This window comes from Pokkaliibacter plantistimulans (assembly GCF_003194385.1).
In the GTDB taxonomy this organism is placed as follows: domain Bacteria; phylum Pseudomonadota; class Gammaproteobacteria; order Pseudomonadales; family Balneatricaceae; genus Pokkaliibacter; species Pokkaliibacter plantistimulans.
The window spans coordinates 19,380-45,656 of the sequence record NZ_LAPT01000122.1; the positions used below are offsets into that span (position 1 = coordinate 19,380).

General features: G+C 58.0%; 22 protein-coding genes and 1 tRNA gene. 11 read left to right on the plus strand and 12 right to left on the minus strand.

Annotated features, from left to right (window positions below; translation table 11 throughout):
* The first annotated feature begins 8 nt into the window (after positions 1-8).
* From WH50_RS22345 to WH50_RS22360, 4 genes are all read left to right on the plus strand, one after another.
* Entirely contained in the window at positions 9-1,295 is a 1,287-nt protein-coding gene (locus WH50_RS22345) for a TRAP transporter large permease (RefSeq protein ID WP_104154435.1), read from the plus strand.
* A gap of 71 nt (positions 1,296-1,366) precedes the next feature.
* Entirely contained in the window at positions 1,367-2,431 is a 1,065-nt protein-coding gene (locus WH50_RS22350) for a TRAP transporter substrate-binding protein (protein WP_110189432.1), read from the plus strand.
* A 151-nt stretch (positions 2,432-2,582) separates the two neighbouring features.
* On the plus strand, positions 2,583-4,787 hold the full coding sequence (locus WH50_RS22355; protein ID WP_110189433.1) for a glycoside hydrolase family 31 protein: 2,205 nt from the start codon (positions 2,583-2,585) through the stop codon (positions 4,785-4,787).
* 2 nt (positions 4,788-4,789) lie between these two features.
* A complete protein-coding gene (locus tag WH50_RS22360; protein WP_104155382.1) occupies positions 4,790-5,539 on the plus strand; it encodes a sulfite exporter TauE/SafE family protein in 750 nt (249 codons plus the stop codon).
* Between the two features lie 9 nt (positions 5,540-5,548).
* Here WH50_RS22360 and WH50_RS22365 read toward each other — a convergent pair whose 3' ends face one another.
* The 6 genes from WH50_RS22365 to WH50_RS22390 form a co-directional block, all read right to left on the minus strand.
* The gene (locus WH50_RS22365) at positions 5,549-5,803 is read right to left on the minus strand and encodes a DUF2164 domain-containing protein (RefSeq protein WP_110189434.1); all 255 of its coding nucleotides are present in this window, start codon (positions 5,801-5,803) and stop codon (positions 5,549-5,551) included.
* A 153-nt stretch (positions 5,804-5,956) separates the two neighbouring features.
* Positions 5,957-6,748 carry a transporter substrate-binding domain-containing protein gene (locus WH50_RS22370; protein WP_110189435.1) on the minus strand — a complete coding sequence of 264 codons (792 nt, stop codon included), beginning with the start codon at positions 6,746-6,748 and terminating at the stop codon, positions 5,957-5,959.
* A 239-nt stretch (positions 6,749-6,987) separates the two neighbouring features.
* Positions 6,988-8,163, minus strand: a complete 1,176-nt coding sequence (locus tag WH50_RS22375; RefSeq protein ID WP_110189436.1) for an ABC transporter permease — start codon at positions 8,161-8,163, stop codon at positions 6,988-6,990.
* A complete protein-coding gene (locus tag WH50_RS22380; protein WP_243410236.1) occupies positions 8,160-9,161 on the minus strand; it encodes an ABC transporter permease in 1,002 nt (333 codons plus the stop codon). Before WH50_RS22380 ends, WH50_RS22375 begins: the two co-directional genes overlap by 4 nt.
* The gene (locus tag WH50_RS22385; protein WP_243410237.1) at positions 9,158-11,248 is read right to left on the minus strand and encodes an ABC transporter substrate-binding protein; all 2,091 of its coding nucleotides are present in this window, start codon (positions 11,246-11,248) and stop codon (positions 9,158-9,160) included. Before WH50_RS22385 ends, WH50_RS22380 begins: the two co-directional genes overlap by 4 nt.
* A complete protein-coding gene (locus WH50_RS22390; RefSeq protein ID WP_110189437.1) occupies positions 11,245-13,176 on the minus strand; it encodes an ABC transporter ATP-binding protein in 1,932 nt (643 codons plus the stop codon). Before WH50_RS22390 ends, WH50_RS22385 begins: the two co-directional genes overlap by 4 nt.
* Positions 13,177-13,340: 164 nt before the next feature.
* Here WH50_RS22390 and WH50_RS22395 point away from each other — a divergent pair, with 164 nt between their 5' ends.
* The 5 genes from WH50_RS22395 to WH50_RS22415 all read left to right on the plus strand — a co-directional run bounded on the left by WH50_RS22395 (position 13,341) and on the right by WH50_RS22415 (position 19,427).
* Complete coding sequence (locus tag WH50_RS22395; protein WP_133251406.1) at positions 13,341-13,877, plus strand: hypothetical protein; 537 nt, start codon at positions 13,341-13,343, stop codon at positions 13,875-13,877.
* A 1-nt stretch (position 13,878) separates the two neighbouring features.
* The gene (locus tag WH50_RS22400) at positions 13,879-15,714 is read left to right on the plus strand and encodes an adenylate/guanylate cyclase domain-containing protein (protein ID WP_110189439.1); all 1,836 of its coding nucleotides are present in this window, start codon (positions 13,879-13,881) and stop codon (positions 15,712-15,714) included.
* Positions 15,715-15,902: 188 nt separating this feature from the next.
* A complete protein-coding gene (locus WH50_RS22405) occupies positions 15,903-16,853 on the plus strand; it encodes a TAXI family TRAP transporter solute-binding subunit (RefSeq protein WP_110189440.1) in 951 nt (316 codons plus the stop codon).
* Between the two features lie 127 nt (positions 16,854-16,980).
* The gene (locus tag WH50_RS22410; protein WP_110189441.1) at positions 16,981-19,023 is read left to right on the plus strand and encodes a TRAP transporter permease; all 2,043 of its coding nucleotides are present in this window, start codon (positions 16,981-16,983) and stop codon (positions 19,021-19,023) included.
* Positions 19,023-19,427, plus strand: coding sequence for a DUF1850 domain-containing protein (locus WH50_RS22415; RefSeq protein WP_207780437.1), 405 nt, complete (start codon positions 19,023-19,025; stop codon positions 19,425-19,427). Before WH50_RS22410 ends, WH50_RS22415 begins: the two co-directional genes overlap by 1 nt.
* A 117-nt stretch (positions 19,428-19,544) precedes the next feature.
* Here the strand turns inward: WH50_RS22415 and slyD are convergent, their stop codons facing one another.
* The 5 genes from slyD to WH50_RS22440 form a co-directional block, all read right to left on the minus strand.
* A complete protein-coding gene (gene slyD / locus WH50_RS22420; RefSeq protein ID WP_110189442.1) occupies positions 19,545-20,024 on the minus strand; it encodes a peptidylprolyl isomerase in 480 nt (159 codons plus the stop codon).
* Between the two features lie 142 nt (positions 20,025-20,166).
* Positions 20,167-20,958: a M48 family metallopeptidase gene (locus tag WH50_RS22425; RefSeq protein ID WP_110189443.1), complete on the minus strand. Its 792-nt coding sequence runs from the start codon at positions 20,956-20,958 to the stop codon at positions 20,167-20,169.
* Between the two features lie 100 nt (positions 20,959-21,058).
* On the minus strand, positions 21,059-21,679 hold the full coding sequence (locus tag WH50_RS22430) for a DsbA family protein (protein WP_110189444.1): 621 nt from the start codon (positions 21,677-21,679) through the stop codon (positions 21,059-21,061).
* Positions 21,680-21,793: 114 nt separating this feature from the next.
* The gene (locus WH50_RS22435) at positions 21,794-23,608 is read right to left on the minus strand and encodes an autotransporter domain-containing protein (RefSeq protein ID WP_110189445.1); all 1,815 of its coding nucleotides are present in this window, start codon (positions 23,606-23,608) and stop codon (positions 21,794-21,796) included.
* A gap of 246 nt (positions 23,609-23,854) precedes the next feature.
* Positions 23,855-23,929: transfer RNA gene (locus tag WH50_RS22440), tRNA-Gly, on the minus strand.
* A 74-nt stretch (positions 23,930-24,003) separates the two neighbouring features.
* Between WH50_RS22440 and WH50_RS22445 the strand changes: the two genes are divergently transcribed.
* Positions 24,004-24,384, plus strand: a complete 381-nt coding sequence (locus WH50_RS22445) for a VanZ family protein (RefSeq protein WP_110189446.1) — start codon at positions 24,004-24,006, stop codon at positions 24,382-24,384.
* On the opposite strand, the gene WH50_RS22450 is transcribed toward WH50_RS22445, so the two are convergent.
* Positions 24,347-24,928 (minus strand): GspH/FimT family pseudopilin, encoded by a 582-nt coding sequence (locus tag WH50_RS22450; protein ID WP_110189447.1) that lies wholly within the window; start codon positions 24,926-24,928, stop codon positions 24,347-24,349. The genes WH50_RS22445 and WH50_RS22450 overlap by 38 nt on opposite strands.
* 101 nt (positions 24,929-25,029) lie before the next feature.
* Between WH50_RS22450 and thiO the strand changes: the two genes are divergently transcribed.
* Positions 25,030-26,148, plus strand: coding sequence for a glycine oxidase ThiO (thiO, locus tag WH50_RS22455; protein WP_110189448.1), 1,119 nt, complete (start codon positions 25,030-25,032; stop codon positions 26,146-26,148).
* Positions 26,149-26,277: the final 129 nt, after the last annotated feature.

Sequence of the window (26,277 nt, forward strand, 5' to 3'; positions counted from 1 at the left end):
GCCTAAGCATGTCTCTGGCATTTTTCTGGGTACTGCTGGCGTCCATGGCGATTGGCCTGCCGGTGGCGTTTGCGATGTTACTAGCACCGGGCATCAGTCTGGTGCTGGAAGGCAAGGAAGCCTTCTTCCTGATGCTGACGCAGCGACTGTATAACGGGATCGACAGCTTCCCGCTGATGGCGGTGCCGTTCTTCATGCTGGCGGGCGAGATCATGAACCGCAGCGGTATCACTCTGGGGCTGGTGAACTTCAGTCAGGCTTTTATCGGCCATCTGCGCGGCGGGCTGGCACAGATCAATATTCTCTCTTCCATGCTGTTTGCCGGGCTGAGTGGCTCCGCCGTGGCCGACTGCTCGACGCTGGGCAAGATGCTGATTCCGGCCATGGAGCAGAACGGTTACAGCCGCAAGTTTGCTGCGGCCGTCACTGCCGCGTCGTCCATCATCGGCCCGATCATACCGCCCAGCGGCATCATGATTCTCTATGCCTATGTGATGAACGTGTCGGTGGGTGGCTTGTTTGCTGCGGGTATCGTCCCCGGCGCGATGATCGGTGGCGGCATGATGGCCATGACCTGGCTGCTGGCCAAACGCCGTAACTATCCGGTCGCGGCGGAGAAGGCCAGCTGGAAGCAGCGTGGCAAAGCCACCAAGGAGGCGTTCTGGCCGCTGATGACACCGGTGATTCTGCTCGGCGGCATTCTGTCAGGCATCTTCACCCCGACGGAAGCGGCAGCGGTATCGGCAGCCTATGCGCTGGTGATCAGTCTGATCAGCCGTGAAATGACCTGGAAAGATTTGCCCGGTGTGCTCTATGACACCGCCAAAAGCTCTGCGGTCATCCTGTTCCTGGTGGGTTCGGCGGTGGCCTTCTCCTCGGTGGTCAGCCTGTCCGGCACGCCGCAGAAAATTGCCCATCTGGTGCTGGAAGTCACACACAATCCGCTGCTGCTGTTGCTGATCATCAATATCGTGCTCTTGATCGTCGGCATGTTCCTTGATGCCGGCCCGGCGATTCTGATTCTGGGTCCGATTCTTGGCCCGGTACTGATGCAGAACGGCATTGATCCACTGCACTTCGCCATCGTCATGTGTGTGAACCTGACCATTGGTCTGGCGACGCCGCCGATGGGGCTGGTGCTGTTTGTCGCCTCCAGTATCAGCAACACCCGGGTGGAAACCATTGCTCGCGAGATGTTGCCTTATCTGGCGGTGCATATCGCGGTGATCGCACTGATCACCTATATCCCGGCGTTGACCCTGACGCTGCCAAGACTGTTCGGTTTTGCCGGATAGCAGGTAAGCCCGGCGTGGCTGAGCCTGTTGCTACTGTAACGATGCATAAAAACAACTATGGAGTACCCGTTATGCCGAAGCATTCCACACTCAAACCTGTTGCTGCAGCGGTCAAAACTCTGGCCTTGGCGGGCGTGCTGGGCAGTGCTGCTCTGATGCCGCTGGCCGCCAGTGCCGCGGATTTCACATTTAACCTGGTGCATCTGTCCAATACCGACGACGAAGACTACGACGGTGCGCTGGTGTTCAAGGATTACGTTGAGTCGCACTCCAATGGCCGCATCGCCGTGCAGCTGTATCCCGGTGGCCAGCTGTGTGGTGCGCCAGTGGAATGTATCGAGTCGCTGCAGTCCAACCTGATCCAGATTTTCCAGGCCACCACCGGCGGCGTGTCCAACGTCTTCCCGGAAATCCAGGCGCTGGACGTGCCCTACATGTTCCCCTCTGACCGGGTGGCCGAGTGTGCTCTGGGCGGACCGCTGGTCGGCGAGCTGCGTGAAGAAGTGCTGAAGCGTACCGGCTCCATGCGTCTGATGACCATCGGCAATACCGGTGGCTGGCGCAACTTCGCCACCGTCAGCAAACAGATCAAGAGCCCGGCTGACGTCAAAGGCATGAAGATCCGTACCATCAACTCCCCGATTCAGATGGAGCTGGTGAAGAACATGGGCGGCACCCCGACGCCGATCGGCTGGTCTGAGGTCTACACCTCACTGGCTACCGGCGTGATCGAAGGCACCAAGAACGGCATCACCGACATCATGAGTGCCAAGCTGAACGAGCACATCAAATACATCACCCTGGACGGTCACGGCTACATGGGCTCCATGTGGTGGATGAACCAGGATGCCTTTGCCGAGCTGCCGGATGATCTCAAGCAGGTCGTTGATGATGGCTTCGACGCGCTGCGCTGGACCACCATCGTGATGCCCAAGCGTCGCCAGATTGAAGCTTACGAGGCGTTCAAGAAAGGCGGTGGCACGGTCTATACCCCTTCCGAGCAGGAGAAGGCCGAGTTTGTCAAAGCCGCCGAGCCGATTCATAAGTGGTTTTCCGACCAGTACGGCAGCAAGTGGCAGGATACCGTAGAAAATGCGGTCAACAGCTGTGAAGCCAGCCTGAAACCTGCCGGCTGATAACACGTTCATAGCCGCGTGCGCGGCAGGCGGTAAGCCATCGCTTACCGCCGCTAGATAGTAGAACCGATATGAGTAGTGTCCCTGCCTCATCTGCGCTTCGGTGCAGGTGACGGGGAGCTGCTGCCCTGAGAAAGACTGATTCGAGACGATGACGATGGACTTTACCGAGTTTCAACGCCTGCAGGGTCTGACCCTGAGCCGACAGGACCACCAGCAGGTGTACTTCAGCTGCGGTGAACATGTGCTGGAAGTGACGGCCTGGACGCCGACTACCCTGCGTCTTCGTTGCCTGAGCGGTGGTGATGTGGCCGGGCGTGATCAGCGGCTGGCAGGCTATGGCCTGCTCAGCAGTCAGGCCAGCGGCAGCTTCCAGTCAGTGCGGGAAGTGGCGGGTGGCTATGAGCTGGACACCGGTGCCTGCATGCTCAGACTGGATGCCGAAACGTTCCGGCTGGAGCTGCATCGTCACGGTCAGTTGCGTCTGCAGTCGGTCACTGATGAACACTTCCGTGGCTGGGCGCGGATTCCCAATCTGGCCTGCCATGAGAGCAGCGGCCACTGGATGCTGAGTCTGGCGCTGCAGTCGGATACCGCCGTCTACGGTCTCGGTGAGAAGTTCACCGCGCTCAACAAGCGTGGCCAGCTGGTGACCAGCTATGTAGAGGACGCGCTGGGGGTCAACACCGAGCTGGCCTACAAGAACACACCTTTTGCCTGGAGCCCTGAGGGCTGGGGCCTGTATGTGCATACCACGGCCAACGTGCAGCACGGCGTCGGCTATGGCCAGTGGAGCCATCGCAGCTACGGGCTGGTGGTGGAAGAGCAGGTGCTGGACGTATTCCTGTTCGCCGAAGACAGCCCGGCAGAACTGCTGCGGGCCTACACCGATCTGACCGGTAAGGCTCCGGCGGTGCCACTGTGGTCGCTGGGCGTCTGGGTCAGCCGTGCCTATTACCGCACCGAAGAGGAAATCATGGCCGCCGCCAACGAGCTGCGCGACAAGGATTTCCCGGCTGACGTCATCACCTTCGACGGTCGTGCCTGGCAGGACACACCGACCCGTTACAACTTCGAGTGGGACCCCAGCCGCTATCCTGACCCCGCACGCGTGGTCAGCCAGCTGAAAGCGCTGGACTTCAAGGTCTGCTGCTGGGAATACCCGCTGGTTTCGGTCAACAACAAGGACTTCGAGGCGATGTCTGCCAAAGGCTGGTTCCTTAAGGATCAGCACGGCGACACCCTGCGTTATGCCTGGGATACCTCGGCCAAGACCAGCCCCTTTGGCAATGTACTGACGCCGCTGCCGGTGTCGGGCATTCTCGACTTCACCCATCCGGATGCTTACGCCTACTGGCGTGACAAGCACAACGAGCTGTTTGCCGTGGGCGTCGATGTGATGAAAGTGGACTTTGGCGAGCAGGTACCTGCTGAGGCTGTGGCCTATAACGGCGAGTCAGGCCGGCTGCTGCATAACGTCTATCCGATGCTGTACAACCAGTGCGTCTATGAAGCCAGTGCCGGCTTCCATGGTGATCAGGCCTGTGTCTGGGGCCGTGCGGGCTGGACCGGCAGTCATCGCTATCCACTGCAGTGGGGCGGTGATCCGCAGAGCGACTGGGAAGGTCTGGCGGGCAGCATCCGTGGCGGACTGTCGTGGGGTATGAGCGGTGCGCCTTATCATTCCACCGATGTGGGTGGTTTCTACGGCAAGGAGCAGCCCAGCGGTGAGCTGTATCTGCGCTGGGTGCAGGCCAGCATCTTCTCTTCCCACTTCCGTATTCACGGCATCGGCATGCGTGAGCCCTGGTGCTTCGGGCCAGAGATCGAGCAACTGGCGCGTGCCCAGTTCAAGTTCCGCTACCGCCTGATTCCCTATCTGATGGGGGCGGTGGAAGAGGCAGTGCGTACGTCGCAGCCGGTGATGCGCGCCATGGCCATGGCTTTCCCCGCCGATGTGATCGCCCGTCAGTTCGAGACGCAGTTCATGTGCGGCCCGTCACTGCTGGTAGCACCGGTGCTGCAGGCCGGAGGCAAGGTAAAGGTCTGGCTGCCGGAAGGCGACTGGTATCACCTGTGGAGTGGTCAGCACTATCAGGGCAATCAGCTGCTGGAGCTGAGCGCTGATCTGCAGCAGATTCCGGTGTTCGGTCGTGGCGGCCATGCCCTGCCACTGGGGCCAGAAGTGTCTCATACCGGGCAGATCTCAGCTGATGCGCTGATCAATGAGCTGGTGTGCTTTGGTGAGGTGACTGCGCCGATCTGTATCTGGCAGCAGGCGCTGCGTCTGCAGGATGGCCAGCTGCACAGTCAGCAGCAGGCCGACATTGTTCTGCGCCAGCTGGCAGAGGGCTGAGCATGGGCCTGACCGACAGTCTTCTGACCCTGCTGATCATTGCCCTGGGCAGCTATATGCAAACCCTGACCGGGTTTGCCTTCGGCCTCATCGTGATCGGCGGGATGACGCTGTTGGGTCTGGCACCTATTGCCATGGCGGCCTTTGTCGTCAGCTTTCTCAGTCTGTTCAACAGTGTCATAGCGCTGTGGGGGCACGGGGCGAAGATCCAGCGCGGCTGGCTGGCCCGTATGTTCCTCGCGGCGGTGCCGACCATGGCGCTGGGCATCTGGGGTCTGTCCCATCTGGGGCAGGCTCAGGCACGGCTGCTGGAGGGGCTGCTGGGGCTGATCATCATTCTGTGCAGCGCACTGATGATGCTGAAACCGGAGCCCCGGCAGACGCCGTCGGAAGGCTGGGCGTTTTCCCTGTCCGGGATGCTGGCCGGGGTGATGGGGGGTCTGTTTGCCACCTTCGGCCCGCCGGTGGCCTATATCATGTACCGCCAGCCGCAACCGCTGGAGGCCATCCGTGCCACGTTGCAGGCGCTGTTTATCAGCACGGCCATTGCCCGTATTGCCATGGCCTCTGGGGTGCAGCAGCTGGACAGCCAGACCCTGATCCTGAGTCTGGTGGGGATGCCGGTGGTGTTTGTCGCGACCGTACTGGGGCGGCGCTACCGTTTGCCGGTGCCGGAGCTGATGCTGCGACGCATGGCGTTTATTCTGCTGATGCTGACGGGCTTCAGCCTGATGATCAGCGCCCTGCGCTGACGGGGCTGTTCAGCGTCCACCACTGGTGGGCTTTTCTAGCTCATAGAGGGCATCGGTAATGCTGTCCATACGCTCGGCAATCAGCACCTGCGCATCATACAAGCCGCGGTTATAAAAGAACGGGCCGATCTCTTCGGCAAAGAACGTCAGTAAAAACTGGGCATCGAACTGTCCGATGTCCTGGTTCAGCTCCTCACGAAAGTACAGTTTGATTTTCTGTACCAGCACATCCTGTTCTTCTCTGGAAAAACTGATCTTGCTCACTGTGCGCTCCTGCCAATAGAGGGGAGGCTTCAGTGTGGTGGTGCAGGCGTAAATGTCCAGCGGGCTGAGTGCTGTTGTCTTGTCGCCTTGATGTCAGAAGAGGGCAAAACGGAGAACAGGGTGGTGTTCTCCGCCTGAATGGGGAACGGGGGATTATTGCACCTGTTTCAGCCAGGAATCGCTTTCAAACCATTTCTGGTACAGACGGTCAAAGCTGCCGTCACCCTTGATCTGCGACAGGAAGTTGTCGAGGAAGTTAAGGGTATCCACATCACCACGACGCAGGGCAATACCCAGTGGCTCGTAGGTGAAGGGCTGATCCAGATGCACGAGCTTGCCCTTGTTCTGCTGAACATAGATGGCGTTGTAAGGCAGATCGTAGACAAAGGCATCGGCGTTGCCATTGATCACTTCCAGCACTGCTTCGGCTTCGGTATCGAACAGGCGCAGCTCGGCGTTGGGCAGGTAACGCTTGGCAGCATATTCCGAGGTGGCACCCAGCTTGGTCGCAATCTTGTATTTGCCGTCATTGAGATCCTTGTAGGAGTGGATCTTGTCCGCCAGATCAGGACGTAGCAGCAGGCTCTGGCCAATCACCATATAGGGTTGGGTGAAGTTGACCTGCAGGTTGCGCTCGCTGGTGATGGTCATGCCATCCATGATCAGGTCGATTTTGTTGGTCAGCAGGGCAGGGATGATGCCATCCCAGGCGGTGTTGACGACGGTCAGCCTGACGCCCATGGCTTTGGCCATGGTGCGGGCCAGATCAATGTCAAAACCAACGATGTCGCCATTTTTGTTCTGCATGGCGAAGGGCACATAGCCCGCATCGACACCGATACGCAGCTCGCCGCGCTGAACGATGTCATCAAGGGTGGAGGCCGCATAAGCCTGGGACAGCAGCGTGCTGAACAGCAGGCAGGCAAGCAAAAATAACTTCTTCATGCAGGTATTCCAGAATTCAGAGCAGGTTGACGATATGGGGGGCCGCCTCTGTCGGACGGCTTGCTAGCAGGTTGTTGACGCGCCGGGCAAAGCCTATCTATATCAAGGGATTGCGGCTGGCGCGGCGGGGCGGATTTTAGCCGGTTAGCGGCCCGGCTGGGAAACAATCCTGCTGAATATGGTTATAGCCAAAGCTGCACTGGCACAGTACCGCGGGTACTGTGCCAGCCGTGGAGGGGTCAGTGTTTGTAGGGGTCAGCAGCGTCGCGCAGACCATCACCGAGGAAGTTGAAGGCAAGGATCACCAGAATCACCGGCAGTACCGGCAGCATCAGCCAGGGATAGATGGCCACCACGTTGATGTTCTGGGCCTCATTCAGTAGCACTCCCCAGCTGGTGATGGGAGGACGCAGGCCAAGGCCAAGGAAGCTGAGAGCGGTTTCCCCCAGAATCATTGACGGAATCGACAGACTTGCAGAGGCAATCAGGTGGCTGGCGAAACCGGGCAGCAGGTGGCGACGCACAATGCGCGCGGGTTTGGCTCCCATCAGGATGGCCGCACTGCAATAGTCCTCCTCGCGCAGCGCCATGATCTTCGAGCGCACCGCCCGGGCCAGGCCTGTCCAGTCCAGCAGCGCCAGGATCAGGGTGATGCCGAAGAACACCCACAGCGGGCTCCAGGTCACTGGCAGTATTGCCGACAGGGCCATCCACAGCGGCAGCTCCGGGAAGGAGCGGATGACTTCGATCAGGCGCTGTACCGTGGCATCGATCCAGCCGCCGTAATATCCCGCCAGACCGCCCAGCAGCAGGCCGAGAGTGAAGCTCAGGGCGATACCGATCAGGCCGATAGTGAGGGAGATGCGCGCGCCGTAGATGATGCGTGACAGCATGTCGCGGCCAAGGCGGTCGGTACCCAGCAGATACAGCGGCTTGTTGTCAGCGGCACAGAACAGGTGGGTGCGGCTGTAGACCATACCCAGCAAATAATAGGGGTCGCCATCACAGAAAAATTCAATGGGATAACGCTGACTGCGGTCTTCTTTATATTCGCGCAGCAGCTTGTCCATATTCAGGGTGTAGCCCCAGCCATAGACGAACGGCCCCTGCCACTGGCCTTCATGGAAGAAGTGCACACTCTGTGGCGGTGAATAGATATGGTCTGAATCACGACTGTCGAGACCGTAAGGCGCGAGGAACTCGGCAATCAGCGTGGAGGCGTACAGCAGCACCAGAAACAGCCCGGAGATAACGGCCAGACGATGGCGCCGGAATTTCCAGTACATCAGCTGCCACTGGGAGGCGAGGAAGTAGCGTTCCTGATCCTCGCTCAGCTGCTCGATGCTGTGCGGGTTGAACGCTGCCGGGTTGACGTAATGGGGGGCTGCCGCACTGTTGGGCTGACCGTTACTCATTTCTGTGCGCCTCCGGTCAGACGGATTCGGGGATCAAGCCAGGCCAGCAGCAGATCGCTGATCAGTACGCCAACGATGGTCAGCATGGCCAGAAACATCAGGAAGGAACCGGCCAGATACATGTCCTGGCTTTGCAAGGCGCTGATCAGAATCGGGCCGGTGGTCGGTAGCGATAACACGACCGCAACGATTTCCGCACCGGAGATCAGGCTGGGCAGCAGGCTGCCGATGTCCGCAATAAAGAAGTTCAGGGCCACCCGCAGCGGATACTTGAGCAGCCGCTTCAGCGGTGGCACGCCCTTGGCCTGAGCGGTCACCACGTAGGGTTTGTGCAGCTCATCCAGCAGGTTGGCGCGCAGACGGCGGATCATCCCGGCGGTGCCGGAGGTGCCGATCACCACCACCGGTATCCACAGGTGCTCCAGCACCGAGACGAACTTGTCCCAGTTCCACGGCTGATCCAGATAGCGGGGGTCCATCAGGCCACCAATGCTGGTGCCAAAGTGGACATTGGCCATATACAGCATGACCAGCGCCAGCAGGAAGTTGGGCGTGGCCAGGCCGATAAAGCCGACAAAGGTCAGGCCGTAATCCCCCCATGAATACTGATGGGTGGCCGAATAGAGGGCGATGGGGAAGGCCAGTAGCCAGGTAAAGATGACAGTGAACAGCGACACCATGATGGTCAGGGTGACGCGATCGCCCATGACTTCGGTGACTGGCAGGTCGTACTCGAACGAATAGCCAAAGTCACCCTGCAGCATGCCGCTGGCCCAGGTGAAATACTGCTGCCAGGCCGGTTGATCCAAGCCGTACTGCTGGCGCATGAATTCAATCTTCTTCGGATCGACGGTTTCACCCTGGCTCTGCAGCTCGGCGATATAGCTGTCCAGATAGTCGCCCGGCGGCAGTTTGATAATGGTGAATACCAGCATGCTGATCACCACCAGTGTGGGGATCATGATCAGCAGGCGACGGAGAATGTACTGCAACATCATGGCTCTCCTTCGCTGCTGGCGGGTTTTCCAGCCTTACTGTCACTGTTGTCGGCGCTGCTGTTCTGATCGGTGCTGGCGGGGACGACGGCGGGAGTATCCGGGTCGAGCCAGAACTGATCCATGCGGTAGACGCCAAAGAAGGCTTGTGGGTCCCAGTTGAAGTAGCCGTGCTCAGGCACATTATGCAGGTGACGGTTGACCACCACGGGTTGCAGGATGCCTGCCACGGTACCGATGCTGAACACTTCGTTGGAATAGATCTGCTGCATCTCCTGCCAGATCTGCATTTGTTCGCTGGCGTCGTCGGTGTGGCGCCACTGGCGGAACAGATCAAGCAGTTGCTGGGCACTGGCCAGACGGGGCGGCTCGCCGCCGCCACTGGTTTCGTAGTACTTGCCCCAGTTGGGCCACTGCAGCTGGTCCTGTGCTGTCGGCGCAAACTGCGCCGGGCTCATGTCAGCATGAGCGAGGGCGTTGGGCAGGCCGGTGAACACGGACATGCAGGCTTCGCCGGAAAACACCCGGTTACGGAACACTTCGCGCTCGGAAGGGCGGGCGTGGATCAGGATACCGAGCTGCTGCCAGGTGTCCTTGATCAGTGCCAGCACGTCCGTCTCTTCGGTGAATTCACCGGTGGTGTGGACGATCAGCTCCATCGGCCGGCCGTCAGGCAGTAAACGCAGATTACGGCTGTCACGGTGCGTCAGCCCAAGGCCATCGAGCAGACGATTGGCCTGTGCCGGGTCGTACTCTGCCCAGGCGTTGCGATAACGTGCCCGGTACAGCGGCGAGTCAGGCAGCAGGCTGTCGCCGCCCTCGATACCCAGGCCAAAGTAGATGGCCTGATTGATCTCATGGCGGTTGACACCCAGCGACAGGGCGCGGCGGAAGTCGCGGTTCTGCAGCAGCTTGCGCCATTCCTCATCCTGACAGTTCATGTTCGGATACAGCGTGACCTGCGAGCCGGTGCCGCTGTGCCACAGCAGCACGCGGTTGTTATTGCGGTGCTCGGCTTCCTTGAGGAAGGTGTAGTTGTCCATTTGCAGATAGCGGGCCTGCAGATCGCTTTCCCCCGCACCGGTCTTAGCGGGGATCAGGCTGCTGGAGGCAAGATCGAGCATCACTTCATCAATATAGGGCAGCTGATGACCCTGGCTGTCGACCCGGTGATAGTAGGGGTTGCGCACAAACAGGAAACGTTCGGCCGGTGCTTCGGTTCTCAGTACCCATGGCTGCAGGCTGGGCAGGTCGGGGTTGTCCTGCTTGTAGGGGTGGCCATATTTGAGGAAGACTCCCATCCAGTTGCGTTTCTTTTTCTTCTTGATCAGAGCTTCCATCTTTTCCGCCGACAGATAGCGCGGGTGGAATTTCTTCAGATAGTGAAACGGCAAATAGATGTAGGTGGGGCTGGGAGCGGCTAGTGCCGGCAGAAAGTCGGGATTGGGCTCATCCCAGCTGTAGCGCACGGTGTACTGATTCAGTACCTCGAACTGCGGGCCTTTACCCTTGACCAGCAGCACCGAAGGCAGGCCGAAGGGGCTGAGATCCTGATTGTTGGCCACATCTTCCCACCAGAAGCGGAAATCCTCAGTGGTGAAGGGTTCACCATCTGACCAGCGCATGCCCGGGCGCATATGCAGGGTGAAAATCCGGCCTTCCTCTACATCTACCTTCTGCAGAATATCAGGCACCAGCTCCAGATCCTTGTTGTAGCCGACCAGACGGGCGTAGCCGAACACGGTCATGATGCGGGTATCTTTGGCCTTGGCCATCAGGGTCGTCAGGCGTCCACCGGGTGTCCCTTCCGTTGCCACGACCAGGGGCTGGTCTGGCAGGCGCTGGGCGACGGGTGGCAGCTCACCTTTGCTGACCGCCTCCTGCAGCGAAGGTGTTTCCTGAAAGTCGCCGGTGGCGGCAAGGCTGGTCTGAGCACTGAGCATCAGCAGCGTGGTGACCAGCACAGCAAACACTGCACTTAGCAACCGCCGCAGGCGCACAAGCCGGTCAGCGCAGAGGAGGCGATGACGGCCAGCAGAGGGCAACGCGCTCATGGTCAGGGAAATGCGTGTGAAGGGGGAGTGATTCATAGGCTACCTCCGGTGGGCAGCCGCACCCAGTGTTCCGGTGCTTCTTCTACCAGTGCCGATGCGTTCACGTCCCGCAGGGTGTAGGGGGCAGGCCAGGCACTGGCATCCTGATAACGTTTTTCCAGCAAGGCGAAATCCAGCGGGCGGTTGAGGTCTGCGTAGGGCACTGCCGCCAGCAAGGCTCGGGTATAGGGATGGCGCGGATTGCTGAACAGCACTTCACGTGGCGCTACTTCGACCAGCTGGCCGTGGCACATCACGCCGATACGCTCGCAGATGTAATCCACTACCGCCAGATTGTGGGAGATAAAGATATAGGTCATCCCCAGTTCCTGATGCAGATCCTTGAGCAGATTGAGAATCTGCGCCTGCACCGAGACATCCAGCGCTGATACGGGCTCATCACAGATCAGCAGGTCAGGCTCCAGTGCCAGGGCGCGGGCAATGGCGATACGCTGACGCTGGCCGCCGGAGAAACTGTGGGGATAGCGGTTCAGGAAGCGTGGGTCGAGGCCGACCAGCTTCATTAACGCCTGGGCCCGCTGACGCTGCATCCTGGCATCGCCGAGACGGTGGATATGCAGCGGCTCTCGCAGTATGTCCAGCACCGTCATGCGTGGGTTCAGGGCACTGTAAGGGTCCTGAAAGATGAACTGCATCTTCGGGCGGAAGTAGCGTTTCTCTTCCGCGCTCATGGTCAGCAGGTTGCGCTGGGTACCGCGGTCGTTATACAGCACTTCACCGCTGTCCGGGGTCAGGGCACCCATGATCATTTTACTGAGCGTGGTCTTGCCACAGCCGGACTCACCGACCAGACCAAAGGATTCGCCGCAGCGAATATCAAGATCGAGATTGTTGACGGCCACCAGATCATGCTGCTGGGAGCGGAACCAGCCCTGACGCTGTCGGATCTGGTAACGCTTGCTGACGCCGCGAATCTGCAGGTGCGGCGCCACCTGACGGGCTTCCGCTGGCCATGGCTGGCGCAGGGTCTGGAAGGTGGAGAGGTCTGGCTGGATATCGCGCAGGCTGATCAGCCGCTCACCCTGATGCATGTCAAAGTGCGGGATGGCTTTAAACAGGGCATGCAGATAAGGGTGCTCAGGGTGGTCGAACAGGGTCTTGATGTCGCCACTTTCCATGACTTCGCCGTGATACATCACCACTACCTCGTCGGCCATGTTGGCCACTACGCCGAGATCGTGGGTGATCAGCAGGACGGCCATGCCCAGTTCTTGCTGCAGGCGCTTGATCAGGCCGAGAATCTGCGTCTGGATGGTGACGTCCAGCGCGGTGGTGGGCTCATCGGCAATCAGCAGGCTGGGGCCACAGATCAGCGCCATGGCGATCATCGCCCGCTGGCGCAAACCACCCGACAGCTCAAATGGGTAGCGATCCAGTGCCTGGGCGGGATTGGGGAATCCCACCAGCGCCAGCATATCCAGTACACGCTGGCGGGTTTCCTTACGGGAAATCTTGCGATGCAGGCGCAGCGCTTCGCCAATCTGATTGGCCAGGGTGTGCATGTTGGACAGGGAGACCATGGGCTCCTGAAAAATCATGCTGATCTGATTGCTGCGGATTGCCTGAAACGCACGGGAGTCGCGGGGCAGCTGGGCCAGATCGATGGCCTGGCTTTCGGCGGTCGGGCGATACAGAATCTGCCCGGTCTGAACCCGCGCATTGCTGGGCAGAATGCCCATGATGGCCTGAGCGGTCACCGACTTGCCGGAACCGGATTCCCCCACCAGGGCCAGTGTCTTACCCGGCAGCAGCGTGAAAGATACCTGTTTGACAGCAGGTACCTCGGCGGTATGGATACGAAAGCTGACCGCCAGATCACGCACTTCCAGCAGCGGCTGGCGCGCACTCAGAGGGGAAAGCGGCTGGGCAGTGGAAGGCTGGGCGTGCAAAGTGATTGACTTCATCTGACAACAAGGTGAATACAGCTTTGTCAGCTTGAGGCTAAAATGCAAGCACAAAAACGAAGGTTATCATCGACATGGCCGACTTTGGCGACAGATGGGCGGGATAACCCATAATCATGCCCGCGAGCAGGGCAATGAGCGGTAGAGCCGCATAAGGAGGATTGATGAGCAAGGCGGTACGCTGGAGCATGGTCTGGGTGCTGTGCTTACTGGCAGGGTGGGCACGGGCCGAATCCATCAGCAGCTTTTACGGTGACTATCTGGGCCATATGGAGGAGTCAGGGGAGAATACCCGTGATCTGCGGGTCAGCATCCATCCTCTGGCGGATAACCCTCAGGCATTCAACCTGAGCTGGACCACTGTGGTGTATCGCAATGGCCGGGCGGTCAGTCATTTCCAGAATGAGGCCAGCTTTACCGCCACGCACAAGCCCAATGTGTTTGCCTCGGCCATGAAGACCAACGTCTTCGGTCGCAAGATTCCCCATGATCCGTTGCAGGGCGAACCTTACCTGTGGGCGCGGATCAAGGACAAGACGCTCTGCGTCTATGCACTGATTATTGATGAAGAAGGTACCTACGAGCTGCAGACCTATGAGCGCACCCTGACGGCGCAGGGCATGCAGCTGCACTACGTGAGCATGAGCGACAATGTGCTGCGTCGCGAACTGGATGCCACTCTGACCAAGGTTTCACCCTGATATGAGCCGACTGCGTACGCGCTGTATTTCCATCACCACCCTGTTGATCTCCAGCTTCAGTCTGGTCGTCGTGCTGGGTATCGGTAGCGTGTTGTATCTCGGCCTGACCAATGCCAGTCATAACAGCCGGGAAATGCTCGGTGAGCTGACCCAGATGACCATGACCACGGTGGTCAATCAGGTCTACGGCCATCTGAGTCCGGTGAATACCCAGCTGACCTATCTGACCGACATCATTCAGGATGGCAAGGTCGATGCGACTAACGACACTGAAATCGGCACGCTGATCAACGGCGCCATGGCCACGACCCCGCAGGTGGTGGGGATGGTGCTGATTCGCCCGGACAAGAGCCTGATCTCTGCTCAGCGTGAGGACAATCTGGTGGTCAGTGAAGACTGGCGCCACAGCGGCTGGGTCACCCAGTGGCTGAACCGGGCACCGATGATGTATGGCGTCACCTGGATGGAGCCGCGCCTGAGCCAGCGTCTGGGGCGCACGGTCATCCCGGTGGCGGTGCCGCTGCATGATGGTCGCCGTTATCTGGGCACCTTGCTGGCCGCGGTCGACATCCGTGAAATTTCGCTGTTTCTGGCTGCCCTTTCCGAGCAGATCAATCGCACTATTTTTATTCTGGATGATCAGCACCGGGTGCTGGCCCATCCGGCGCTGTTCGATATCGGTGGTTACCGCTCCACCATCGATCACCCGTTGCCCACCATTGACCAGCTGAAAGACCCGCTGCTCGGCGGCATTTATCAGGCCGATGAAGGCAAGCGTGGCTGGATGCAGGTGCCGGGGTTACACAGCCATTATCTGCAGCGGGATGGTCAGGGCGTGCTGTATGTCTATCAGGACATCAGTGGCTACGGGCCGGGGGCCTGGACGCTGGGCATGTATGTCACCGAAAGCCAGCTGCCGCCGGTGATCAGCCGCCTGCAGCGCTATGCTGCCTTCGGTGCAGGCTCGATGCTGCTGGCACTCATGATTACAGGGCTGGTAGGGCGCCGTATTGGCGGCAAGATTCGTCAGGTGGCTCGACGTATGGACGGTATCCACGGTGCACGGCTGGAAAAGGCCCAGTACCTGCCTTCCAGCTATATCCGTGAGGTCAATCAGGTCGCGCGTGCTTACAACGTGATGCTGGATGATATGCGCCAGCACCAGCTGGCACAGCGTCTGTTGGGGCAGTACGTGCCGGAAGCCATTGCCATGCAGCTGGTAAAAGAGGGCGGAGAAATTTCTCCCCGCCAGTGCACTGCAACGATCCTGTTCTGTGATCTTGAAGGCTTCACCGGCCTCACTCAGCGGATGCCAGCCACCCGTCTGGTCAGCGTGCTGAATGCCTATTTCTCCCTGCTGGTGGAAATTATCGAGCAGGAAGGCGGCATCATCACCCAGTTCCAGGGGGATGCCATTCTGGCCACCTTCAATGTTCCCAACGAGCAGCCCGACCACGCCCAGCGCGCGCTGCGGGCAGCCAGGTCGATTCTGACAGCGTTGTCGCACATGCGTTTTGAAGGCGAGGCGCTGCAGTGCCGGATTGGTATCAATACCGGCGATGTGGTGGCCGGGTCAGTTGGCGCACCGGACCGGCGCAACTATACGGTGCATGGCGATGCAGTGAACATGGCGGCGCGGCTTGAGCACCTCAACAAGGAATACGGCAGCCGTCTGCTGGTGGCGGAGTCCACCTACAAGCTGGCGCCGGATCTCAACTGGGAGTCGGTCGGGCGAGTCCAGCTGCGTGGCCATCAGGGGCAGGTGGAAGTGTTCCGTCCTGTTGACCTGATTCCGGAAACCACCAAGGGCGTTCAGGATTCCCTGCGGTTGCACTAAGGGCCCTGCTATAGCCCGCTGCCAGTGAGCGGGCGTGTTCGATTAAATGTCGTGATGGTTGGAGTCGACGGAATTTATCGTCTACATTCAACTGGCACGTTATTTCGGGTGTGTGGGCAGAGGAGCGTGCTGTACTTCTGCCACACCGATCCATTTCTACACTCCCCTACGTTGATAGAGCGAAAGGCATGAAAAAAATAATCAAGACCCTGGCTTTAACCCTGACGTTGTCTGGTCTGGCTGCTCCGGTAGTACAGGCCAAGGAATTTGTGAATGTTCTGACCGGCGGTACCAGCGGGGTCTATTACCCTCTGGGTAATACCCTGTCTTCCATCTATGCCGAGAGTATCCCCGACAGTAAGGTGACGGTGCAGTCCACCAAGGCGTCGGTGGAAAACCTTAACCTGCTGCAACAGGGCCGTGGTGAACTGGCCTTCACCCTCGGTGACTCCCTCAGCAACGCCTGGAAAGGCAATGCGGATGCCGGCTTCAAGGCGCCGCTGAACAAACTGCGCGGCATTGCCGCCATCTACCCCAACTTTGTACAGATCGTTGCCAGCAAAGAGTCGGGTATCAAAACCCTGGCAGATCTCAAGGGTAAGCGGGTGTCCGTGGGCGCACCTAAGTCCGGTACCGAGCTGAATGCGCGGACGTTGTTTGCTGCGGCAGGCCTGAGCTACGACGATATGGATGTGCAGTATCTGCCGTTCGGCGAGTCGGTAGAACTGATGAAAAACCGTCAGCTGGATGCCACCCTGCAGTCAGCAGGGCTGGGGGTCGCCTCCATTCGTGACCTGGCCTCCACTCACGACATTGTGGTGGTCTCCATTCCTGCAGATGTGATCAAGAAAACCGATGATCCGGCGTACAACGTCGCCGAAATTCCTGCCGATACCTACAGTGGCCAGACTGAGCCCGTGCAGACGGCAAGCATCTACAACTATCTGGTGACTCGTGCAGATGTGTCCGATGACGTGGCCTATGCCATGACCAAGGGCATTTTTGAAAACCTCGACAAACTGGTCGCCTCACACTCTGCTGCCAAAGGTATCTCACTGGAGCATGCGTTGCAGGGCATGCCTGTGCCGTTGCATCCGGGTGCTGAGCGTTACTTCCGGGAAAAAGGTCTGATCAAGTAAGCAAACGCTGTTTACTGATCCAGGCGGCTCTTCTGTTGAGGAGCCGCTCCTTCTGTTATCCCTGCTGCGGTAGTGAGCAGGGATTGCCTGTTGGTAAGACCTCAGGGTCGGTAGTAGAGGGTCTGCAGTGTCAGCTGTCGATAAGGAAACGTCCGGAGTCACTGGCTCGGAATCTGTCTCGCGCGGGGTGTTCTGGATTGCCCTGGCCTTTGTCACCTTTCAATTGATCACCGCCATTTTCAGTCCTCTTTCCAGTCAGGTGGTGCGCTCGGTCCATGTCGGTTTTCTGCTGGCACTGATTTTCTGGATGGCCGCCGATCAGTATCGTCCGGCGCTGCTCAAGGCACTGTTCATGCTGCTGGCGGTGGGCAGTTTTGTACTGGGGTTATACCACTGGGTATTTGAAGCTGATCTGGTGCTACGTTCGGGTGATCCTTCCATGACCGACATGGTGGTGGGCACCCTGATGGTCAGTCTGGTGTTTGTCGGTGCTTATCGACTGATGGGGCCAGCGTTACCGCTGATCTGTCTGCTGTTTGTGCTCTACGGTCTGTTCGGTGAATACATGCCGGGGCTGTTTGAGAGCCGGGGCTATGGTGTTGATCAGGTTATCAACCAGCTGTTTCTGGGTACGGAAGGCATTTTTGGCATTCCGACCTACGTCTCGTCGTCCTATATCTTTCTGTTCATCCTGTTTGGCAGCTTTCTTGAGCAGGCAGGGATGATCCGCCTGTTCAACGATGTGGCTCTGGGGCTGGTCGGCTCCAGCCAGGGTGGGCCTGCCAAGGTGTCGGTGATTTCATCAGCGATGATGGGAACCATCAACGGTTCCGGGGTCGCCAATGTGGTCACTACAGGCCAGTTCACGATTCCCCTGATGAAGCGCTTCGGCTATCAGCCGGCTTTTGCCGGTGCAGTGGAGGCGACGTCCTCCATGGGCGGGCAGATCATGCCGCCAGTGATGGGGGCGGTGGCCTTTATCATGGCTGAAACCCTCAATGTGCCTTACATCGATATCGTCAAGGCTGCACTGGTACCGGCCATCCTCTATTTCGTTACGGTGCTGTGGATGGTGCATCTGGAGGCAGGGCGGCTGGGCCTGTTTGGCCTCAGCAAGGAAGAGTGTCCCAATGCCTGGCTGGCATTCAAGCGAGACTGGTATCTGATTATCCCGCTGGCGGTGCTGGTGTTTCTGCTGTTCTCTGGCTATACCCCGCTGTTTTCCGGCAGCGTCGGGCTGGCCATGACGGCGCTGGTGATTCTCGGTTCGCCTCTGGCACTGCGCATGAGTGCGTTGTGGCAGCGGGTGCTGTTCTGGGTCGCCCTGGGTCTGCTGGCCTCGACGTTCTTCAAGTACGGCATGGTGCCGGTGCTGCTGGTGATTGCGCTGCTGGTACTGTTCAATCTGCTGCGTAAAGGCCGCGCTGAAGCATTACATCTGACCGTGCAGGGGATGGTGCAGGGCGCCCTGCATGCCTTGCCCGTAGGTATCGCCTGCGCACTGGTCGGCACCATCATTGCCATCATGACCCTGACCGGGCTGGCCGGGAATCTGACTCAGGCGATTCTGTCGCTGGGGGCGGGCAGTCTGTTTCTCAGTCTGGTGCTGACCATGCTGACCAGTCTGGTGCTGGGCATGGGGATTCCTACCATTCCCAACTACATCATTACCTCATCGCTGGTGGCGCCGGTGCTGCTTGAGCTGGGAGTGCCGTTGATTGTCTCCCATATGTTTGTGTTCTACTTCGGCATCATGGCTGACCTGACGCCTCCGGTGGCGCTGGCGGCCTTTGCAGCTGCACCAATCGCATCCGCATCGGGGCTGAAGATCAGTCTGAACTGCCTGCGTATTGCCATGGCAGGTTTTGTTGTGCCCTATATGGCGGTGTATTCCCCGGCGCTGATGCTGCAGGGGGATTCCTACATGGCGACGGCTTATGTCGTGGTGAAAGCGCTGGTCGCCATCGGCCTGGGTGGTGCGGCAAGTATTGGCTTCCTGTTTGAGCGGCTGCGCTGGTGGGAGCGCTGCTGGGCAGCGGTGGCGGCCCTGAGTCTGGTGGTGGCGTTACCCGCGACCGATGAAGCAGGCTTCGCCTTGTCGGCATCCTTTATTGCATGGCATTGGTGGCGCCGACGTCAGCATGCCGCACTGGCAATACGGGGGCAGTGATGAGCTGGTTATGTCTGGCCGTGGCCGGTTACGCTGCCATGGCCGTGCAGACGCAGGAGTTTGAATTGCACTGGATGCACTCGGTAGAGCGCGTACAGTGGCATGAGCATTACCGAGTAGAACCGCCAAAGCTGGTGCTGACGGAGAACCGGGTGCAGGGCAGCGGAGCGGGTATGGAGCCTGATGCCGATGCGGTGCTCAAGCAGGGCTGGTGGGTGAGCCAGCGTCATATGGCGGTGCCTGAGCTGACGCTGCCCGACTCCGGTTTTACCAATGCATTGCAGCTGTGCAGTGGTGGTCAGTGTGCACCACTGGCCAGCTGGCTGCCGCGTGATGGGGCAGATCGGAATACGCCTTACCAGCTCTGGGCATCCTCAGATAGCCATTGTGATGACGCCGGTTAGTAGCGACCAGAATCGGTGGGATAAAAAAACAAAAAACCGCGGATCAACCGCGGTTTTTTGTTGTTGCTGCATTTGGACGCAGCGTCAGGTGTACACATCTGGAACGCCAATGCGTTCTTAGTGATCGCAACCTGGGCCATGTACATGGCCATGTGACAGCTCGTCCTGGCTGGCTTCACGTACTTCGGTGATTTCCACTTCAAAGTGCAGGGTTTCGCCTGCCAGTGGGTGGTTGCCGTCGACAACAACGTGCTCGTCATCCACTTCCAATACCACTACAACATGGGGGCCGTGATCGGTTTCAGCATGGAAACGCATGCCAGGCTCGATATTCTCAACGCCGCCAAAAGCAGTCAGTGGAACTTGCTGTACCAGCTGATCTTCACGCTCGCCGTAAGCCTTCTCGGCAGGAACGGTCACATTCAGTTTCTCACCGGCCTGACGACCTTCCAGTGCTTCTTCCAGACCAGAGATCAGGTTGCCCATGCCCTGAATGTAATTCAGTGGTTGTCCGCCAACCGATGAGTCCAGCTCCTCGCCAGCGTCATTGCGCAGGGTGTAGTGGATGGAAACCACTGAGTGTTTGCTGATTTGCATGGAACGGCCTTTTTACAGTTTATGAATGTCGGGCAATGGTAACTCCCTTTGCCAGGGGATGATACCCCTGACCCGGCCAGCGCTGTGGCCCGGCAAGGCGCACAAGTAGCGCTGTTCACGTCTGTCAACAGCGCTACTGGATTCAGATTTTACAGTTGGGTTGTTTACCCTGAGCACGGGCCTGTTGATAGAGCGGTGTGGCCACACCAAGGCGCGCTCGCAGGTTGTCAATGCGGTGTGCAGGCGCAGGGTGCGTTGACAGCAGCTCCGGTGGTGTCGCACCGCCTTCTTTGCTCATGTTCTGCCACAGACTGATGCTCTGCTCCGGATTGAAACCGGCGCTGGCCATGAGGTCCAGGCCAATCAGATCCGCTTCACTTTCCTGCGTGCGGCTGAACGGCAGAATGACTCCGTACTGGGCACCGACGCCCAGTAGTTGCAGCATCTGCTGGCTGTTCTGGTTAGTGCCCGCAGCAGCACTGGCAATCGACAGCCCGGCCTGTGTGACGTACTGGGTGGAGAGGCGCTCGTTGGAGTGGCCAGCCAGAACGTGGCCGACCTCATGCCCGATGACGGCGGCCAGCTGGTCCTGATTTTTGGCAACCTTCAGCAGACCTGTGTAGACGCCTATCTTGCCGCCGGGCAGGGCAAAGGCGTTGGCATCGTCTGATTTGAATACCACGATTTCCCAGGCCTGTTTGCCATACTGGGAGGGAATTTCGGCGACGACTTTCTGTGCCACGCAGCTGACATAGGTATTCTGCTTTTTGTCATTGCTGATGGGAGTGTCCTTTTTCATCTGATTAAAGGACTGCAGTCCCATCTGCTGAACTTCGGCATCGGGCATCAGTTTGAGTTGCTGCCGGCCTAAAGGAGAGGTACTGCAACCTGCCAGAGTGGCCAGCAGGCAGAGGGTGAAAGCGCTACGTAACATGGGTTATAGATACTCCGTTTCCATCCAGTGGTTTCTGTCGCTGAGAAACACTGCAGTGCCTGCCTGTCACCCATCCGGCAGCACTGCTCGCTGCCGTGTGTCAGTGCATTCCCAGCAATGTGTAAATTTCGTCAGCCATGTGTTGCGGATGATTATAGTCCACTGTCAGGTTATAGCGCTTGTCACGAAAGGTCAGAACCAAGCTGGGGAAACCGCGCACGCCCCACTCCACGCACCGCTGAATCTCTTCCTGCAAGCGGATTTCGGTTTGTTCACTGTAAAGTCGTTCGGCAAACGCCTCTACCGGCAAGCCCAGGGCATGAGCGCAGCTGACCAGGGTGGAGGGTTCAGCAGGATTTTGCGCGTTGAGGTAATAGGCTTCCTGAATGGCACGAATCATGGCGTCTTCGGCATCCCAGAAGCGTGCAGCAATCACGGCACGGCAGGCCGGATAGGTACTGCGAACCGGTGTACATTCGGTCCAGAAGGCATGATTGAAAGGCGTGCCCAGGTTATGTTCGATGTGGCGCCAGGTCTGCTGAATCTGCTGACGCTGTTGAGGTGGCATAGGGGTTGTGCTGTCGGGAGCCAGCCCTCCCAGCAATCTCTCGCTGCTTACTCCCTCGGGAAGTGCTGCACGTAATGCCGCCCAGGTAGGAGCAAATGCCCAGCACCAGCTGCACATCGGATCATGGATATAGTAGAGACGGGCCAGCGCCATGGCGGTGCATCCTGAAATGGAACAGAGCAGGCAGTTTAACGCGCTTTGCCGGGGAAGGGGACCGCTGCTCACCGCAACGGTGAGCAGGGTTTGTTTCAATGTACTGTCAGGTGCTCAGAAAGCGTAACGCAGGGTCGCACTGATGGAAGTGGCCGAGGTGTTGCTGTAGGAAACAAGGCGGCTGGCCTGCAGGTCCAGATTGAGTTTGTCACCCAGTCTGGCCTGAGTACCTGCCATGACCTGACCAAAGCTGTCATCTCGCTCACTGATGGGAAGAGTGAATTTATAGGCAGGCAAGGTCACCAGTGCGGCGGTCACATCGTCATCGCCCTGAGCAAACTCCTTGAACCAGCTGACTCTTGCATAGGGTTGCCAGCGATCGCCTTGCCAGTTGAGCTGCAAGCCAACACTGCCAAGACCGGAGTCAAACTGCTGCTCATCAAACTTGAGCGAGGCGGCTTCACCGTCAGCAGAGTGTTCCTGATAACCGTCGAGATTGATGCGTTGTAAAGTAAGACTGGCGACAGGGCCATAATGCAGACGACCGTAACTGAAGTCATAACCCGTCTCGGCACCTGCCATAAAGGAAATGCTCTTGGTATTGGCGTCCATGGTCCGTTTGGCAATGCCCAGATCAATTTTGCGTGACAGATCGTAGTCACTGCGGCTCACCGCAACCTGTCCATTCAGATACCAGCTTCCACGTTGATAGCCGCCATACAGGGCAAAGCCAAGTGTGTCGCGCTGGGCATCACCTTGTGCAAGATCGCTGTCGGCGCGGGCGTAGTGCAGGGCAAAACCGAGTGTGCGCTGATCATCAAGCCGTTTATCGACGCCTGTGCTGATGCTGTAAGGCGACTGATCTCCGGCAAACTCACCCTCATCGTTGCTATGTCCGCCAGTGGCATTCAGCCACCACTGGCTGCTGCCGATGGTACCCAGCGATGCCGTGCGCGCCTGACTCAGCAGCGTTTGTTGCCACTGCCGGTTCTGTTCGATGCTCTGCTTACCGACTTCGGCGATAAACTCGGGAGCGACGATAATGCTGTAAGCGTAATCACTGAGGATCTGATGGGCTGCAGAAGTGGGATGAACACTATCGGCATAGAGATAGTTCAGTTCATCACCGGCGGTGTAGTTGACGCCCGCCGAGCAGATCAGCGATGACGCGCTGCCGCAGAGTGGATCGGTGACATTAGTAAAACCATACAGGCCAGGATTGGCGGTGACTTCAGCGACCAGCGTGGTGACATCAACCGGGATGACCGCGATGCCTGCGGATTTAAGGCCCGACAGCAGGGTGCTGGTGTAGGTGCTGGATAGCAATGACAACTGCGCTGACGCCGTGGTGCCGCTGCTGAGACCGAATGGTGTTTTGCCTATATCGGGAATGGTAGGAACGATAATGTAGCGGGCACCTGCTGCTTTCAGTGTGGCAATCGCGGTGACCTGCTCTGCGATAGTCGTCTGCAGATAACTGGTAGCACTGGCCAGATCCATTGTTGCTGCAACAAACAGATCATTGGCGCCTGCCCACACGGTATAAAGCGCATTGGGATCTGCTTTCCCTCCCGTACTGCTTAGGTAAGTGGTGATTTGGGTGGTAACAGGAGAGGCTGTGGTCGCCGGATAGGAACCCACCCCGGGGGTGCCGCTGACTCGTGCCCCACCGGCTGCGTAGTTAGTTCCACCCTGGTTGGAGGGTGTTGCGCTGTAGCCGAAACGGCTGGCAAAGTCCTCGCTCCATACGTTGCCGGGGTTGCTGGTGAATTTTCCTGCATCGGGATTGATGGCCTGAATAATGGCATCGTAGTAGCCGGAGTCGGTCAGGCTGTCGCCAAAGAAAATAGTGTTGGAGTAGTTTGCTGCTTCGGCCACAGGCACCGATAGCAGAGATGCGCAAAGCATCGACAGTTTGAACAAACGCATAGCAGCCTCTGGATGTTGTTATTGTTGATAAGCGCAATGGCGTCCAGCGTGTGGAGAGTTTCGTCCTGGACTGGACTGATGGTCAGCAATGCTGTGGGTACAGGCAATGACAATAAACGGCAGTTTGGTTGACAAAAATATCCATATCTTTACGTGTTGATGCTGAGCGCTGTGTCTAGGTTCAAAGAGGTATCAGGAGCATTCACTAAATTGATATGTTGCAGGGACTGTACAGGTCAAGAGAAGTGGAGCGGGTAGCGGGAATCGAACCCGCCTCACGAGCTTGGGAAGCTCGGGTAATAACCACTATACGATACCCGCTTTGCAGATAAGTCCAACGGTACGCAGGCGTACTGGTTGTGTTTGAACGCCCATCAATCTAAAGGAACACTGGAATGGAAATCAAGATGCCGCAATCGGGCTTGTCTGTCAGAACATGGCAGGTCGCTGCAATACTGTGCTGGGTGAGTGTCACCGTGCTGAGCTTGCTGCCCGGAGAAGATTTGCCTGCGACATCGTTGTCGGACAAGCAGGAGCACTTTATTGCTTACGCCAGTATCACTCTGCTGTATTCGCTGGGCTGGCGGAATATTGCGCCGTGGCGCTGGGCTATTGCGGCTGCCTGTTACGGTGTACTGATTGAGCTGGCGCAGAACCTGACCACTCGCACCCCGGATGTGCTGGATGCGGTGGCCAATAGTCTTGGCGCCGGCATAGGACTGCTGCTGGTCGTGTTGCTTAACTGGATTGGGTTACTGAAGCCTGAGCGCAACTGATGTTGCTGTTTTTTCCGCTTTCCTTAATACCATCGTTATTGCTATCAACCGCGTAACGGGGGCGTCCGCTGATACTGAGAATCACGGCGTTGGCTTTGTCGGCACTGTGATCCGGTGGGCATATGGTAAATGTACCGAAGTTACTGGTAGAGCCTGCACGAGAGAAAGCTACATGGCGAACATGGTAGCTCGTGGAGATTGACGGATGAGAGCCTGACAGCGTGCTGATTAGCGGCTCATCGGTATCTCGCTGTTTATTTTCATTGCGATCCTCAAACAGAATCCAGTCATGCTCCCAGCTGGTGTTGCAGCTGAAACCATCGGTGCTGGGGCACAGTACCGTCTGATGACGACTGTCTACAGCGTGAATTCTGGCAGTGTAGAGGGCGCTGTATAGCTGATCCGTCTGGGCATTGATACGGTACTTGATCATCAAGTCAGAAAAGGAAGGGGCTGCGAAGGTGGCAATGGTTGCAAAGATGGCCAAAGTCACCATCGCCTCTGTCAGGGTAAATCCCTGTGAGGTTGTAGGCTTACAGAACATGCTTGTTCTCCTGAATCATCCGTGATTTAGTCCTGTGCCGGATTGTAGTCTGATACGGCTTTATTGCCAGTGTCAGTTCAGGTTGAGGAGATACCCCAAAGGTGCAGGCGGATGTCGCTCTGATTGGTGCAGGTGTGATTGGTTTGCTCAGCGCCAAGGAATTGGCAGAGGCGGGCTTGCGAGTAGTGCTGCTTGAGCGGGGAATGGCTGCTCGGGAAGCTTCCTGGGCAGGAGGCGGTATTGTCTCCCCACTTTATCCCTGGCGCTACAGTGACCCGGTCACTGCTCTCGCGAGCTGGTCTCAAAGTGCTTATGTTCACTTGGCGCAAGAGTTGCGAGAGATGACGGACATTGATCCTGAGTTGCGCCAGAAAGGACTTCTGATGCTGGGCGTGGAGGATGAGGAAGACGCTCTTGCCTGGGCGAGGCGGCACTATCGTCCGGTGCAAACGATCTTGCGCGATGAAATTCTGCGCTATGAGCCTGCTATCAATATAGAGGTAGAACGGGGCTTGTGGATGCCGGAAGTGGCGAGTATACGCAACCCGCGTCTGGGGCAGGCTTTACGCCAGTATGCTATTCAGCATCCGAATATCACGCTGCTGGAAAATACCCAGGTCGAAGAGGTTCAGATACAGAACGACTGTATTGTGGGGTGCCGGACGGATCGTGGATGGGTGCATACCGATAAAGTGGTGGTCAGTGCTGGAGCCTGGAGTCAGCGCGTTTTGAGTGAGTTGGGTGTTAACGTACCTATCCAGCCTGTCAGAGGTCAGATGATGGTATTTAAAGCCAACCCGGGGCTGTTAAACAGAACCGTGCTGAACGGTGGCAAATACCTTATCCCGCGAGCGGACGGGCGTATCCTGGTGGGTTCAACACTGGAATACAGTGACTTCATTAAAGAAACTACAGCAGATGCTGCGATCGCCTTGCGTCATTTTGCGAATAAGCTGCTGCCAGCACTACAGACGCTAGAGCCAGAACATCACTGGGCAGGCTTGCGTCCCGGCTCACCCTCAGGAATTCCCTGGATCGGCGCTCTTGATAATGTCAAAGGCTTGTTCATAAATGCAGGCCATTTTCGCAATGGCCTGGTTTTGGCGCCTGCCTCGTGCCGCTTGCTGGCAGACATTCTTTGTGAGCGAACACCAATAGTGGATCCATTGCCCTATCGGCCCTCAGTAAGACAGATGCATGTCGATGGCGATTGGTCATAGTGCTTCTTATTATCTGAGTGCATAAAGACCCTTCGGTGCCTTTTGCGCTTGTGGTGGTCAGTTTTAGGGTGTTTTGCATTTTGTTGAGAAGAGTGTTGACAGACTCCCAGAAGTGCCTATAATGCGCCC